The organism is Bacteroidota bacterium, assembly GCA_016722565.1.
In the GTDB taxonomy this organism is placed as follows: Bacteria; Bacteroidota; Bacteroidia; order 2-12-FULL-35-15; family 2-12-FULL-35-15; genus 2-12-FULL-35-15.
Map to the genome: position 1 here is coordinate 1,049,562 of JADKIU010000002.1, position 15,770 is coordinate 1,065,331.

Consider the following 15,770-nt stretch of genomic DNA (forward strand, 5'->3'; position numbering starts at 1 on the left):
AAATGGCAAAAGTCAATCTCGAAATGACAATAATAAAATAATCATCGCGAGGCGCGAGGCAATTTCGGAAAAGTAATTGAAAGAGATTGTCTCGCTGCCTTCACAATGAGAGAAGCCACCAAAACTCAAAATACCATATCCTCCTCAATCTAATCCAAGTGGATATAACTTAATTTTTGGGTTTTGTTTTAAAAAACCTCTAACTAAATCATTCGCATCCGGGAAGTAGGTGCATCGTTTCACATAGTTTTTAAAGTCATTGGGCGAATTTATTTCTACTGTTATATCAAAATAACCAACTCCTCTCACAACATTCTCTTCAATAAGAATAACCGATTTCTCTCCAAGCACTTTCCCTTTATCGATAATCACAAAATCCGAATATGGAAGCAGATACTGCTGCATCAGTTCATTTGCGCGCTTATTATAAATGACTACCTCTTCTTCTCCGGCACAAATGCCATTGCATTTTTTTATCTGATGATTAAAACAAATTGAACCGGCTTCCGTTAATCCACAGTACAGCAAACACAAATCATTTTCATCCAATAAGGTTTCTAACTTTTCACGTGCAGCAAAATAGGAATTAAAAGACATCAAGGGCGATTGTGCATCGGCATATTCTACCAATTTAAAATTGATGATCCCTTTGTCATCTTTAAACCAATCAATACTATGTGTAAATGAATCGGATTTTCGCTGGCGATTATATTTGGGTTTATGCTTTTTTATTTCTTCGGCCTCCATAAGCAATGCGATCAATTCACTTCCGGTAGCAACAAAATCAACATTATACAATTCGTTCAACATTTTCCTGCCTTTCTGTTCTTTTGTATTAAAGTGGCTCATGGCTCTGTTGTATGCATTTACACTTTTGCCGATGTATATGATTTGTTGATCTTGATCCAAAAAATAATATACACCACACTCTTCCGGAAGTTTATTTAGAATATATTTTTTAATCTTATCAATTCGTCTTACCATCAATTCGTCAACCCCTTTGGTTTTGTATTGAGGATGATCGCTTTTGATTTGCATTAATCGGTCAAACAATTTTGCTGTTGCAACAGCATCTCCTTCCGCTCTGTGTCGGTCTTCAATTTCGATCCCCAACGATTCACAAAGATTTCCGAGACTATACGACTTCTTACCGGGAATTAATTTCCTGCTCAAACGAACAGTACACAGCGTGTCGCGTTTAAATTTCGCCCCAAATGAATTAAACTCTTCTTTTATAAATCCATAATCAAACCCCACATTGTGTGCTACAAAAATCTTGTTCTCTGTCATCTCCCATATTTTTTTGGCAACTTCAGGAAAGGTTGGCGCATCTTGTACCATTTCATTTGTAATTCCTGAAATACGAGTAAATGTTGGATGAATATAACATTGTGGATTTATCAATGTCGAGAATTTATCTACTACAGTCAACCCATCGTGGATTAAAATACAGATTTCAATTACATGTCCTCTTCTGTATTCAAATTTCCCTCCGCAGGTTTCTATGTCGATGATGGCAAACATTGTTAATATTTTCTTTGGCGCTACAAGCCCTTTAATTAGAAGGATACAAAGGTTACTAAAATACTTGGCACAAAATTACTAAATATATTGGTAATTTCAAATCGAAATTAATTCGCTACTCCAATTCTCAAAAAAATGAATAAGCGCACGATTGTCCATATGGATTTGGATTCTTTTTTTGTATCCGTTGAACGCTTAAACAATAGCAGCCTTAACGGAAAACCCGTAATTATAGGAGGTACATCCGACAGAGGGGTTGTGGCATCTTGCAGTTATGAAGCACGACAATTTGGTGTTCATTCCGCAATGCCGGCAAGAATGGCCAAACAACTCTGCCCACAGGCCATCTTTGTTCAGGGCGACTATGATGAATATTCCAAACACTCCAACATTGTTACAGAAATTATAAATGAACAAAGTCCGATTGTTGAAAAAGCAAGTATAGACGAACACTATCTTGATATTACCGGGATGGAACGCTATGTTAAACCAAGCATGCAATGGACGCATGAGTTAAGAGAACGGATCATCAAACAATCCGGATTACCCATTTCATTTGGTTTATCTGCCAACAAAACTGTTTCTAAAATTGCGACCGGTGAATCCAAACCGAATGGAGAATTAAGCGTTGACCATGGATTAGAAAAACTTTTTCTGAGCCCGCTTTCTATTAGAAAAATTCCGGGAATAGGTGATAAAACGTACATGCTGTTGCGCAACATGGGAATTGAAAGAGTGCAAACCATTCAACAAATGCCCATCGAAATGATGACAAGTGTTCTGGGAGAGAATGGTCAAACTATTTGGAAAAAATCAAACGGAATTGACAATTCTCCTGTTGAACCTTATTCTGAAAGAAAAAGCATTAGCAAGGAAACAACTTTTGATAAAGATACTACAGATATTAAAAAACTAAAGCAGCATATTGTTACAATGGTTTTTGATTTGGCATTTCAACTCCGCAAGGAAAAAAAAGTAACCGGTTGCATTGTACTAAAATTACGTTATACCGATTTCCAAACACATACATTTCAATGTAAAATCGCACATACCTCTTCCGATCATATTCTACTAACGAAAGCAATGGAAGTATTTGAAAAAAATTACTCCCGCAGAGTACTCATCCGTTTAATAGGAATCAAACTAACGAATCTAGCAGCTGGCTACAATCAAATTCATTTATTTGATGATACGGAAGAAATGGTAAAACTATATCAAGCAATGGATAAAATCCGTTTGCGGTATGGAGAAGATGCAATAAAAAGAAGTATCAGCTTAGGTAAAAAACGATAAATGATACTAAATGCGCATACATATTATAGCTTACGATATGGAACACTATCCATTGAGGAAGTAGTGCAAGCTGCGCTTGACAACAACTACGAAGCGATTGCAATTACCGATATTAATAATTCTTCAGGGGTTTTAGAATTTGTAAAGGTTTGTTTTGAAAAATGCATCAAGCCAATTGTTGGCATGGAGTTTCGAAATGGAGACGAACTTCAGTTTATTGCCATCGCTAAAAACAATGATGGATTTAAGGAAATTAATGAATTAATGACAGCATGCAACATTTCATGCACAACAATTCCAAAACGAGCTGAATTGCACAACTGTTATATCATTTATACTTATTCAAAAGCCACAACAGAGGAGTTAAAAGAAAACGAATTTATTGGAATTCGTTCCAATCAAATCAATAAAATACTTTTTGATTCTGAAAAACAAAAAAGTAAATATGTCATCTTGCAATCACTTACCTACGACAATCAAAAAGGGTATGATGTGCACCAAAAATTATGTGCAGTAGGCCACAACTTACTTTTATCACAACTAAAGCCGGAAAATACTGCAGGCAATGACGAACACCCCATACCAAGAAAGCTGTTATTGAAAAAATTTGAAGAGCTACCGCAATTGATTAAAAACACAAAAATAATTGTGGAGAATTGTTGTTTCAACTTCGATTTTAAATCCAATAAAAATAAAAAAACATTTACCGGAAATAAAAACGATGATACGTTACTTCTTCAAAAATTAGCATACGATGGCCTCACATTCAGATATGGAGCAAACAACAAGATAGCCAAACAACGAGTTGATAATGAATTGGCAATTATCAACAATCTTGATTTTTCCGCATATTTTTTAATCACGTGGGATATTGTCCGATATTCCATGTCGAGAGGATACTATCATGTAGGACGAGGAAGCGGTGCAAACAGCGTGGTTGCATATTGCTTAAGAATTACTGACGTTTGCCCGATTGAACTGGATCTCTATTTCGAACGTTTTTTAAATCCAAAAAGAAAGTCGCCTCCGGATTTTGATATTGATTATAGCTGGAAAGAACGAGATGATGTTATTGATTATATTTTTAAACGATACGGCAGAAAACATACCGCCCTGCTAGGCACAATGTCAACCTTTAAAGACCGGTCGATTATTCGCGAATTGGGAAAAATCTATGGATTACCAAAAGAAGACATTGACCGATTAATCAAAGATCCGAATTCGGCACTCAATGAAAATGAAATTTGCAAAACCATTCTCAGTTATTATAGTGAAATAGAAAACTATCCGAATACAAGAAGCATTCATGCAGGTGGAATTTTAATTTCAGAAGAGCCACTCACCGCCTATTGCGCCTTAGACATGCCTCCCAAAGGTTTTCCAACCACGCAATTCGACATGTATTTGGCCGAAGATATTGGTTTAGACAAACTCGATGTTTTAAGCCAGAGAGGCATCGGACATATAAAAGAAGCGGCAGAAATTGTAAAACAAAACAAAGGCATATCGATTGATGTTCACGACATCAATAAATTTAAAACCGATAAAAAAGTTCAAGCACAATTATTGTCGGGCAACACAATTGGTTGTTTTTATGTGGAAAGCCCTGCGATGCGCGGATTACTCAAAAAACTAAATTGTGACAATTACCTTACATTGGTAGCTGCAAGCTCAATCATCCGCCCTGGAGTAGCAAGGAGTGGCATGATGAAAGCATATATTCAACGATCACACAACCCTGAAAGCTTTGAATATCTACATCCGGTTATGAAAGAGCAGCTGAAGGATACATTTGGTGTAATGGTATACCAAGAAGATGTTTTAAAAGTTGGACATTACTTTGGAGGATTGGATTTGGCCGATGCGGATGTACTAAGAAGAATGATGAGTGGAAAATCAAGAAACAAAAAGCATTTAGAAGAAATAGAAGCTAAATTTTTCAACCATTGTAAAGAACAAAAATACCCCGAACACATTTCGAATGAAGTATGGCGGCAAATAGAATCTTTTGCAGGTTACAGCTTTAGCAAAGCGCATTCAGCAAGCTATGCTGTTGAAAGCTACCAAAGTTTATATCTAAAATCCTATTTCCCAATGGAATTTATGGTCGCTGTCATCAACAACTTCGGAGGTTTTTACAATACACGAATCTATGTAAACGAAGCCCAAATGTCAGGTGCTGAAGTACATTTACCTTGTGTTAATAAAAGTACATATACAACCAATATCCATGGGAAAGACATTCACCTTGGATTTATACATTTAAAAAGCTTAGAAGAAAAAATTGGACAAACAATTGAATCTGAACGAAACAAAAATGGGAACTATACATCCTTAGAGGATTTCCTAAAACGTATTCAAATTGGGATTGAACAACTTATTATTCTCATTCGTATTAATGCATTCCGATTTACAAAAAAAAACAAACGACAACTATTGTGGGAAGCACATTTGCTAATGGGACAAAATCAAACAAAACACAGTTCTATGTTATTCGAGCCTCCTAAAAGTGACTTTACGCTACCACCATTGGAATACAACAAAATCGAAGATGCGTATGATGAAATAGAATTACTCGGATTTACAACAACATTAAATCCTTTCGATTTACTTAAAACGGCAAGTCGTGAAAGCCTCAGAGCAAAAGAACTGATACATTTTACAGGAAAACAAATTCGAATCATGGGCAACTATGTAACGTACAAACCAGTAAGAACAATCAATGGGGACCAGATGGCTTTCGGAACATTTTTAGATATGGATGGTTGTTTTTTTGATACCGTTAACTTTCCACCTAGCTTAAAAAAATTCCCATTCACAGGATCCGGTGTATATCTGATTTCGGGAAAAGTAGTTGAGGAATTCGGATTTCCGAGTATTGAAGTAGAAAAAATGGCTCGATTACCAATACAACCTGACCCAAGAAATTAAAAATTAATCCTGTCGGAACAAGACAAACAACACAATAAAAAATAGTATTTATAACCGCAACAGATTTCTATCACAATGGATTAGCACTAAATTCCCTCTCATTTTCAAAAAATCTGCTATATTTACGATAGAATTTATGCATAACAACACTATGAAGAAGTTAATCTTTATTGCACTGACATTATTTTCATTTTCCGAAGGTTTATTTGCTCAGTTTCCTGAATCTAATTTCCAAAGTAGCAGTAATCAATACTATTGGAAAAACCGCAAACCATATGAAGGCTATTGGCAACAAGATGTGCATTATAAAATAAATGCCTCACTGGATGACAAAACCGATATTGTTGAAGCAACAGAAGAATTAACCTATTACAATAATTCTCCGGACGAACTCCCGTTCGTATATTTTCATTTATACAACAATGCTCAAACAAAAGGTTCCTATCTGGAAGACCTTTATAAAAACAACGACATCAAAGTAAAATTCGGTAAATACCAGGAGCAAGGATTAGGAACCGTGGTTTCAAAAATTACTGCAAATGGGGTGGATCTTAAAATGGAATTGGACAATACCGTTTTAAAAGTATACCTCCCTACTCCATTAAAATCAGGAGAAAACATCACTTTCAAATTAAATTTCAAAACGTATTTCGACAATGGCTCCATCCGTAACCGAATGAAAATGTTCAATGCATTCGGCTATAAACATTATGATGTGGTGCATTGGTATCCGCGTATTTCTGTTTATGACCGTAAAGCCGGTTGGGATACCGACCAACACATGGATCATGAATTTTATGGCGATTATGGAACATTTGATGTCGCATTTACTTTTCCCAACAACTATGTTTTGGATGCAACAGGAATGTTGTTAAATAAAAAAGACGTATTGCCGGACGATTTACGCGCTAAATTAGACATCAAGAATTTCGTTAAAAAACCATGGAATGAAAAACCATCGGTAGTGATTGAGCCCAACGGAACAACAAAAACATGGATGTTTCATGCGGAAAATGTGCACGATTTTGCTTTAACGGCTGACCCAACTTATCGTATCAGCGAAACAGAATGGAATGGAATCAAATGTATTGCACTTGTGCAGGAACCCCATGTTGCAGGATGGCTGAATGCCGCTGAATACACGTCAAAAATTATCAAAGTAAATTCCGAAGATTTTGGAATGTATGGCTATAAAAAAATGGTGGTAGCCGATGCACAAGACGGAATGGAATACCCTATGGTAACACTCTGCGGAGGTTTCGACCCCAATTACCGTGATTTATTTGTACATGAAATTAGTCATAATTGGTTTTTCGGAATGGTTGGTTCCAACGAAACCTACCGTCCTTCTTTGGATGAAGGATTTACACAATTCATCACCAACTGGACCTATGAACGCATTGATGGAAAACAACGCATCGCTTATTTGCCAAAATCAAATTATGTAAAACGTTTTACCGAACCGGATTATGTTCGCAACAGTGAAGTATACAATGGCTACATGAATTCTGCTACAAAAGATGTAGAAACATTTATGAATTTACATTCCGACATGTACAATGGCGCTATCCGCCATGGCGGTGGCTATTCACAAGTGTACATGAAAACAGCAACCATGTTGTATAATTTGCAATACACATTAGGCGACTCCCTATTCAAAGCTGCGATTAGTAATTATTTTAATCAATGGAAATTTGCCCATCCACATGTGGAAGACTTTAGAAACTCTGTGATTCAATACAAGCATGTTGATTTGAATTGGTTTTTTGATGAATGGATGGAAACCTCTAAAACAATCGACTATACAGTAAAATCTGTGAAAAAAGGTAAGGGAGATGATGCATACAAAGTAACGTTTGAACGCAAAGGAATGCAAATGCCAATTGATTTTGCGGTTGTCGGGAAAAACGATAGTGTTTACTATTATCACATTCCAAACACCTGGTTTGTTAAACAAACAAAATCGAAAGTGTTACCTCGTTGGATTGGCTGGGACAATGTGCAAAAAACATATACCACAGAGTTAACCATTCCCGGAGGGATAGCCAATGTGATCATTGATCCAAGCACCCGTTTGGCAGATGTAAACATGCTCAACAACAATCAAAAATTTCCAATCAAATACCGATTCGATTCTAAAATTTATAATCCATCCGATTGGACACGCTATGAATTATTTGCCCGCCCGGATGTTTGGTACAACGGGTATGACGGACTGAAAGTAGGACTCAACATGAATGGTAACTACATGGCTTACAAACATATTTTTGATGCAACAGTTTGGTTCAACACAGGTATTGCACACAACTATTTAGATACCGCAACGGAAAACAATGCAAAAGATTTATACGACAATGTTAGTTTCCGAATTAACTATCGCACAGCTACAGATAAATTCATGAAGGGATCGTCTTTCTACTTCTCAGCAAAAGCTTTGGATGGATTGAATGGATATACCGTAGGCTTTGATAGAAAAGACATCAAAGGCAAAAACAAAATTTATTTGTACTTCAAATCAATGTACAGAAAAGGATTGAATGATATTCCATATTTATTATTACCAAAAGAATGGACACCCAACCAATTGAACAATACATTAAATGTGGGACTTGAACATGCTTACAACTATTCAGCTGGTACAGGAAACATCAATTTAGGACTACGCTCTTCTGCAATAATGAGTGATTACGATTTCCAATCGATAAACTTAACAATCAACAATCACACAAAATTATGGCGTTTATTGTTAAACACTCGCGTGTATGGACAATACGGAACAGGAACGAATTGGGCAAATGAATCCTCTTTATTTTTAGCCGGTGCTAACCCGGAAGAAATGATGGAAAATAAATACACGCGTTCACAAGGCTTTTTTGATCCGGCTTGGGCTGAAGTTGGTGCAACAACTAATATTTTTCATCACGGAGGAGGATTAAACTTAAGAGGCTATTCTGGCTACCTTGCTCCACAAATTCAAAGTGATGGAACGGTGGTATATACCTACAAAGGAAATACTGGAGCAGCTGTAAATGCAGAACTTGAGTTTAGTGGAATTGTTAAAGTAAAAAGACAAAACTGGTTTACAAAAACATTTAAACTAACTACTTACTTATTTGGTGACGCAGGTATTATCAATTATAGTGCAGCAACAGACCCTGTTTTAAAAATGTCAGACTTGCGAGCTGATGCAGGAGTTGGAGCAACCTTAACCATCAAAAAATTTGGGCCACTACAAACTGTCAATCCATTAACTATCCGTTTTGACATGCCACTTTTCTTAAATAAAATTCCGGCAACCGATGCTGGATATGTTCAATATCGTTTTGTAATTGGTGTCAACCGAGCATTCTAAAAAAAATAAAAAACATGAAAAAATTAATCACATTCTCTTTTCTAATTTTAACCGGCACAATTGCTGTCGCTCAATCAAACGATGAGCAATATGCAAAGGCACTGAAGTTAAAAACAGAATTAAAATACAAAGAAGCATTTCCAATGTTTCAAGCATTGCTAAAATCGGATTCTAACAATGTCAACTACTTACAGTATGCCAGTTATTGTTATTCGAAATACGGCTACTATTATGTTGCTGCAGAAGCTGAAAAAATGAAGCATTATACAAGTGCAGAATACCTTGCTAAAAAAGCAATCAAAATCAATGAAGCAAGTGCCGATGCACATTATGCATATGCAATGGCGTTAGGACGAATCAATGAAAATGCAAGTTCAAAACAAAAAATTGCCAATGCCAAGCTAATCAAAGCGCAAGCCGACAGAGCCATTGCTCTAAATCCTAAATTAGCAGGAGCGCATCATATTCTTGGTCGCTGGCACAGAACGATTGCTAACTTCAGCGCTATTGAGAAGGCGATGATTAACTCGTTTTTTGGTGGTGTTCCTCCGGGTGGCTCTCACGAAGATGCTATTAAGTCATTTATGACAGCAATTAGTTTGGAGCCTAAATACATGAACCATCAATATGAATTGGCTCAAACCTATTACGATATGGGTAAAAAGGTAGAAGCTAAACTTTGGGCAAAAAAAGCATTAGAAATTACACCTTCCAATGAAGATGACATCAAAGCAAAAAAAGATTGTGAAGCTTTGTTAAAGAAATTGAATTAAGAATTCATTTATAATCTTCCGCTCCGCTCAGAAATACAATTCATTTGTATGATTGGCGGAGCCGAACTATTTTAAGACGTTGCTTTTGCATTTAGTCTCCTTTATGGAAAGGTAAATATTTATGAAATTCAGGAACAATTTTCATTACGTATGCTAGTCCTACATAGGTAACCGTGATAACACTCGTCTTCACTACCATTGCAATAATTCCGGATTCAATAGTTGGCAATAAAAAAGTTATTCCAAAAGACAATCCAATCACCAACAGGATTTTCAAACTGGATAAATCATAGGGCTGCATCTTATAAAAAATCAATATCAATAAAAACTTCGTTACATTATACAATACTGCCAACGCTCCCGTTACCAAAGCGGCTCCAATCATTCCATAAACAGGAATCAGCCAGAGGTTAAAGATTAATGCTAGCACCATCAATACGATTAACAAAACTGTGCCATAAAGATATTTGGGCGAATTAAAAATAATCGAAGTATTTACTCCCGTTGAAACATTTAAAAAGGCCGCACAACAGGATATGATTGTAACAGTAGCACCTTTATGATATTCTTCCGGCAACAAACCTAATAGTTCATGCACATTACTAATTATTCCCACCAACAAAATTCCACTTACCAACATCAAATATTTCACCGATTGATAATAGATTTTTTTTATGCTTTCAAAATCCTCGTTTGCGAATGCTTGCGCAACTTTCGAATGAGAAATACGTTCCAACGAGTTCAAGGGTATTTCAATGATCAATGAAATATATGCTGCTACTGCAAAAACACCTACATACGATAAATCCCAGTACTTGCCGATGATTACCGCATCCAAATGTTTTAAACTCAAGGAGGCAACATTGCTAAGTGTTAAAAACAAACCATACCCAATTAATTTGTTCAATCCTACCCCTCTCAAGTAATGATTATCAATTTTAAGTGATGGTCTATCAATTTTATACAAATATCCACACATCCAGATGGTTTGTAATAAATAGCTAAAAACAAAAAGGTGAATAAACTGAGAAAGCGATAGTAGTTTAAAATAATAAAAGACAATCAAAACAATAAAGAGTACACGTGATAAAATGCCTTCTAAAAATGTAATGATGGTTGTTTTAAAAAGCGATGATGAATATGCATTTAAAGCCATATTTACGCCCATAATGGTGGCAAACGGAAGTATCAAATCAAAATAATAGGTAAACATGGGTGATTGTTCTACATATTGACGAACAATCATGTCCTTAAAAGAATACACCAATACACCACAAACGATTGTCCCAACAAGTGGAAAAAGCATCATAAAACCAAAATAACCGTGGTGTCGTTTGTCTTCGTTTCTAAAAAAAGGAAAATATCGGGTTGTGATACTACTTACTCCTAATGGTAAAATGGTTGCTAATAAACTGGCTGCAGCAACCAAAATTCTTGTTAATCCAAGTTCCTCGGGCTTTAAAAGATTCGGTTGAATAAACATTAAGCTCACAAAGCCAATAACAACACCAATATAGGTAATAAGTGTATTCTGAATTCCTTGCTTTTTAATTGTGCTCAATGTGATTTTTTATTGGTGTAACGATTTTCTGCCGAAAAAATTGCGAATCACGTCATCGACTTTTTCGACAATCTATGAACAGGGAAACGAAATAAAATATACAAATGATTTAGGATTGTCATAAAAAAACCATAGTGTTTCGACATGATATTAAAACGTTCAAAAAGTGCCTTTTTTCTCCGTTTGTTAGACGTACCACCTTCTAAAAATTTAGAAATGTAATTTTTCGTATTTACAATTCGAATTGATTTTTTCAAAATCGAAATCACCCAATCAATATCTGCACTAACGGAATAAGAAGTATCATAGGCCTCACACAAACTTCGTTTAGCAATAAAGGATTGATGAGAGACACACATTCCGTACTTCAAGCTCTTCCAATTCAGCTGCTCCGGGGGACTTAACCTTCTGTCGCCAAGCAGATCTCCTTTTTGATTAACCACAGCAGTATTTCCATAATAAACATCTGCATCACCAAAAGAAAAAACAGACGCAATGGTTTCGTTGGCGAACAACTCATCACCTGCATTTAAAAAAAGAACATAATCACCGGTAGCAACATTTAATCCTTTATTCATTGCATCATAAATCCCATTGTCTTTACCCGAAAGAATTACGGCTATTTTAGACTGATATTTTTCAGCAATTTCGAGCGTACCATCCGAAGATGCACCATCAATAATAATGTACTCTACATTCGCATAGGTTTGATGAATGACACTTTTTATCGTGCGTTCAATCAATGAATGTCCGTTAAAAACAACAGTAATAATGCTTATTTTAGGATTAAATTGCATTTACTTTTTATAAAAAATGCCGTTACATTGTAATACTTTTCCTGTCACATTATCCGTGAAAGCTGGTACAATACTGGTTAATACAAAGCCTTTTTGCTCCATATACTCCAACACTTGAGGTAGCAACCATGTTTGATTTTCATATAACGGCACTAGCGAAATCTCCATTTCAATCCCTTTTGCCAGAGCAATCATTTCTGAAGCTCCTTTTAGCACTTCTTGCTCAAACCCTTGCACATCAATTTTCAAAAAAATGTTTTTTGAAGAACCGATATACGTTTTTGCAATTTCATCCAATGGATAAACAGTCACTTTCTCCTTTCCAATAATCTTGGATTCAGGGGCGCCTTCAATATGTGTGTCCAACATGGTTAGAAGCGTGCTGCTAACCGAATTGGCAGAAATATTAATTTCAATTTCTTCCTTTTTTGAACCAATTGCGCAACGCGGAGCCACTGTCCAATTTGTATGGGATTTACTTGCATTTTCAATAATTGAATGAACAGATGACAAAGGTTCAAACGAAACAATTTTCTGCTGATACCCAACATCCATTATTCCTGTAGCATATTGCCCTTTATTTGCTCCAATATCAAAAACCAAATCAATGCTATAGTGTTCGAATAGTTTAATACGTCTCAAATCTTCACTTGTAGCAGCATTGTACTTGCGTATTAAAATTCCGAAATTTTGAAATATTTTTTTTGTGATTCGTTCAAAGCTATTCATTGCATCAAAAGTATTAGACTGCAATATTAAGGAATTTTGGGATGGTTTGGGAATTTTAAGTCCGCTAAAACCATTAAAAAACAAACCAATAAAGCATAATTTTATTACATTTGTGAAGCATGTCAGCTGAAAAATCATATAAAGAAGTGAGTGGATTTATCACTCAAATTGCAAACACTTGCATTTCTGTTTTAAAGGTATTTGTCCGCTCTAAATTCGGAGTGCATTTACCAACAGCTCAGGAAGAAACATGTATTGTATTGGGAAACGGCCCCTCACTTAAAAAATCATTTGAGAACCATCCCGATTTTTTCACAAAGCATTCATTGATTTGCGTGAACAACTTTTCGCTTACACAATACTATGAAAAATTACAGCCAAAGTATTATGTGATGTTGGATCCAGGATACTGGTTTGGAAACAACCAAACGGTGATTGATACGATTAACTGCATCCAAACAAAAACAACTTGGGAAATGCATTTACTCCTGCCACCTGCTGCAAAAAAATCGGTTTTGCTTCAGCAACTGATTGAAAAAAACAAGAACATCCATCCTACTTATTTTAACTATACAGTTTTTAAAGGGTTCAAAAATATTGCTCATCGTTTTTACAAAAAGAACTTGGCCATGATTCAAAGTCAGAATGTTTTGGTTGCCTCCGTTTTTCTAGGAATAAACATGGGATATAAAAAAGTGTATGTTTTTGGAGCAGATCATACCTGGCATGAAAATTTGCATGTGGATGAGAACAATGTTCTTTGCTTGAAAAATGTGCATTTTTATGAAAACGAAGAGCTAATAAAATACACTCCCTTCTATAAGGGAGTTCATACGAAAGAAACATTCCGTATGGACGAAATTCTAGTGACATGGGGAAAAACCTTTTATGGATATGTGGCATTGAATGAATATGCCGTTTCTCAGAATTGCACAATTTATAACGCAAGTGAAATTTCTTTTATAGACGCTTTTAAACGTATTAAACTGTAAATCATGCTCGCTATTTTTAATAACCCTTCCACACATTGGTTCCGCTGGCTTTTCACAAAATGGAATCTTGAATTCAAATACCGTAAGCAAAAGTTAAAGTTGGAATACATGGTGGAAATAAATAACTGCACCTTTAACAATTATAATACTATATACAAATATTCCCGTTTACGCGACTCTTCCTTTGGTGATTTCAGTTATGCCGCACGCAATTGTCAAATTTATAATACCAAAGTTGGCAAATTCACCTGCATTGGCCCTAATGTAAATACTGGCATGGGTGCTCATCCTTCAGCAGATTTTGTATCCAGCCACCCGCTTTTCTATTCTACATTGGGTCAAAGCTCTGGAATGGTGATTGTAGACAAAAATCTTTTTGATGAATTTCCAGAAACCGCTATTGGCAATGATGTTTGGATAGGAAACAATGTAACAATTAAATACGGTGTAAACATTGGCAATGGAGCCATTATTGGTTCAGGAGCCGTTGTTACGAAGGATGTTGAACCTTACAGTATTGTGGGCGGTGTTCCAGCAAAAGTGATCAAATATCGATTCACAGACGAACAGATTGATTTTTTACAACAGTTCAAATGGTGGGACAAAGATCTTGAATGGTTGAAAGCAAATAAAGATAAGTTCCAAAATATTGGCGAATTTATGGCTCAAAATCCAATAAAATAAGAGCTTTTACTGCTATTCATCCAATCTTCAAAATCTTTGGTATTTCGCTAAACTCTGCTTATTTTTGGGTTTTATTTGAAAACCCTAAAATATGTTAGATTTAAACGGCAAATCAATTTTAATTACCGGAGGTACCGGCTCATTAGGAAAGCATTTAACTAAAAATATTCTCTCCAAATTTCCCAAAGTAAAACGCTTGGTCATCTTCTCCAGAGATGAGCAAAAGCAATTTGAAATGGCACAAGAGTATTCTCACGCAAAATATCCGGCTATTCGTTACTTTATTGGCGATGTCAGAGATTTTGATCGTTTGAAAAAAGCATTTACTGAGATTGATTACGTTATTCATGCTGCTGCCATGAAACATGTTCCCATTGCCGAATACAATCCGATGGAATGCGTAAAAACAAATGTACTGGGAGCAGAAAACGTTATCAATGCATCTATGGAAATGGGAATAAAAAATGTAGTTGCCTTATCTACAGACAAAGCAGCCGCTCCTATTAACTTATACGGTGCTACAAAATTATGTTCAGACAAATTATTTGTAGCAGCAAATAACATCAGAGGAAAAGCAGATATTAAATTTTCTGTTGTGCGTTATGGAAATGTAATGGGTTCTAATGGCTCTGTAATTCCATTCTTTATGAAAAAGAAGAAAGAAGGTGTTTTGCCAATTACAGACCCAAATATGACACGCTTCAACATATCACTTCAAGGTGGGGTAGACATGGTTTTACATGCTATGGAAACAGCCTGGGGTGGAGAAATATTTGTACCTAAAATACCTTCATACAAAATTACCGATGTAGCAAAAGCGATTGCCCCTGATTGCAAACAGGAAGTGATTGGCATCCGCCCTGGAGAAAAAGTGCACGAAGAAATGATTACTTCTTCCGATTCATTTTCAACATACGATTTAGGAAAATATTACGCGATACTACCACAGGTTCCCTGCTTTAAAATTGAAGATTTTACAAAACATTTTAATGCAAAATTAGTTCCGCAAGGATTTCAGTATAACTCAGGTGAAAACACTGAATGGGTGAACGTTGATGAAATAAGAAAATTAATTGTGGAACATGTTGATTCGGAATTCACAGTTTAACCAACTTTTCTATAACAAACCTTAAT

Annotated in this window: 11 protein-coding genes; 7 read left to right on the plus strand and 4 right to left on the minus strand. The window is 35.8% G+C overall.

Annotated features, from left to right (window positions below; genetic code table 11):
- Nucleotides 1–144: 144 nt before the first annotated feature.
- Nucleotides 145–1,524, minus strand: coding sequence for a GIY-YIG nuclease family protein (locus IPP64_10160; GenBank protein MBL0329759.1), 1,380 nt, complete (start codon nucleotides 1,522–1,524; stop codon nucleotides 145–147).
- Between the two features lie 135 nt (nucleotides 1,525–1,659).
- Between IPP64_10160 and dinB the strand changes: the two genes are divergently transcribed.
- From dinB to IPP64_10180, 4 genes are all read left to right on the plus strand, one after another.
- Entirely contained in the window at nucleotides 1,660–2,817 is a 1,158-nt protein-coding gene (gene dinB / locus IPP64_10165; GenBank protein ID MBL0329760.1) for a DNA polymerase IV, read from the plus strand.
- Complete coding sequence (locus tag IPP64_10170) at nucleotides 2,818–5,748, plus strand: DNA polymerase III subunit alpha (GenBank protein ID MBL0329761.1); 2,931 nt, start codon at nucleotides 2,818–2,820, stop codon at nucleotides 5,746–5,748.
- A gap of 151 nt (nucleotides 5,749–5,899) precedes the next feature.
- A complete protein-coding gene (locus IPP64_10175) occupies nucleotides 5,900–9,100 on the plus strand; it encodes a M1 family metallopeptidase (GenBank protein ID MBL0329762.1) in 3,201 nt (1,066 codons plus the stop codon).
- Between the two features lie 14 nt (nucleotides 9,101–9,114).
- The gene (locus IPP64_10180) at nucleotides 9,115–9,873 is read left to right on the plus strand and encodes a hypothetical protein (protein ID MBL0329763.1); all 759 of its coding nucleotides are present in this window, start codon (nucleotides 9,115–9,117) and stop codon (nucleotides 9,871–9,873) included.
- 91 nt (nucleotides 9,874–9,964) lie between these two features.
- Here the strand turns inward: IPP64_10180 and IPP64_10185 are convergent, their stop codons facing one another.
- Genes IPP64_10185 through IPP64_10195 form a run of 3 tightly spaced genes read right to left on the minus strand, consistent with a single transcriptional unit; the run spans nucleotide 9,965 to nucleotide 12,984 of the window.
- Nucleotides 9,965–11,434, minus strand: coding sequence for an oligosaccharide flippase family protein (locus IPP64_10185; GenBank protein ID MBL0329764.1), 1,470 nt, complete (start codon nucleotides 11,432–11,434; stop codon nucleotides 9,965–9,967).
- A gap of 47 nt (nucleotides 11,435–11,481) precedes the next feature.
- Nucleotides 11,482–12,231, minus strand: coding sequence for a glycosyltransferase (locus IPP64_10190; GenBank protein ID MBL0329765.1), 750 nt, complete (start codon nucleotides 12,229–12,231; stop codon nucleotides 11,482–11,484).
- Nucleotides 12,232–12,984, minus strand: a complete 753-nt coding sequence (locus IPP64_10195) for an FkbM family methyltransferase (GenBank protein MBL0329766.1) — start codon at nucleotides 12,982–12,984, stop codon at nucleotides 12,232–12,234.
- Nucleotides 12,985–13,079: 95 nt separating this feature from the next.
- On the opposite strand from IPP64_10195, the gene IPP64_10200 reads away from it, so the two are divergent.
- The 3 genes from IPP64_10200 (at nucleotide 13,080) to pseB (ending at nucleotide 15,744) form a co-directional block, all read left to right on the plus strand.
- Nucleotides 13,080–13,952 carry a DUF115 domain-containing protein gene (locus IPP64_10200; GenBank protein MBL0329767.1) on the plus strand — a complete coding sequence of 291 codons (873 nt, stop codon included), beginning with the start codon at nucleotides 13,080–13,082 and terminating at the stop codon, nucleotides 13,950–13,952.
- A 3-nt stretch (nucleotides 13,953–13,955) separates the two neighbouring features.
- On the plus strand, nucleotides 13,956–14,636 hold the full coding sequence (locus IPP64_10205) for a CatB-related O-acetyltransferase (protein MBL0329768.1): 681 nt from the start codon (nucleotides 13,956–13,958) through the stop codon (nucleotides 14,634–14,636).
- A 91-nt stretch (nucleotides 14,637–14,727) separates the two neighbouring features.
- On the plus strand, nucleotides 14,728–15,744 hold the full coding sequence (pseB, locus tag IPP64_10210; GenBank protein MBL0329769.1) for a UDP-N-acetylglucosamine 4,6-dehydratase (inverting): 1,017 nt from the start codon (nucleotides 14,728–14,730) through the stop codon (nucleotides 15,742–15,744).
- The last annotated feature ends 26 nt before the right edge of the window (nucleotides 15,745–15,770 follow it).

Excerpts from the sequence above, each read along its gene's own strand:
- IPP64_10160 (MBL0329759.1), bottom strand. The coding sequence starts at position 1,524 with ATGTTTGCCATCATCGACATAGAAACCTGCGGAGGGAAATTTGAATAC.
- dinB (MBL0329760.1), top strand. The coding sequence starts at position 1,660 with ATGAATAAGCGCACGATTGTCCATATGGATTTGGATTCTTTTTTTGTA.
- IPP64_10170 (MBL0329761.1), top strand. The coding sequence starts at position 2,818 with ATGATACTAAATGCGCATACATATTATAGCTTACGATATGGAACACTA.
- IPP64_10175 (MBL0329762.1), top strand. The coding sequence starts at position 5,900 with ATGAAGAAGTTAATCTTTATTGCACTGACATTATTTTCATTTTCCGAA.
- IPP64_10180 (MBL0329763.1), top strand. The coding sequence starts at position 9,115 with ATGAAAAAATTAATCACATTCTCTTTTCTAATTTTAACCGGCACAATT.
- IPP64_10190 (MBL0329765.1), bottom strand. The coding sequence starts at position 12,231 with ATGCAATTTAATCCTAAAATAAGCATTATTACTGTTGTTTTTAACGGA.
- IPP64_10200 (MBL0329767.1), top strand. The coding sequence starts at position 13,080 with ATGTCAGCTGAAAAATCATATAAAGAAGTGAGTGGATTTATCACTCAA.
- IPP64_10205 (MBL0329768.1), top strand. The coding sequence starts at position 13,956 with ATGCTCGCTATTTTTAATAACCCTTCCACACATTGGTTCCGCTGGCTT.
- pseB (MBL0329769.1), top strand. The coding sequence starts at position 14,728 with ATGTTAGATTTAAACGGCAAATCAATTTTAATTACCGGAGGTACCGGC.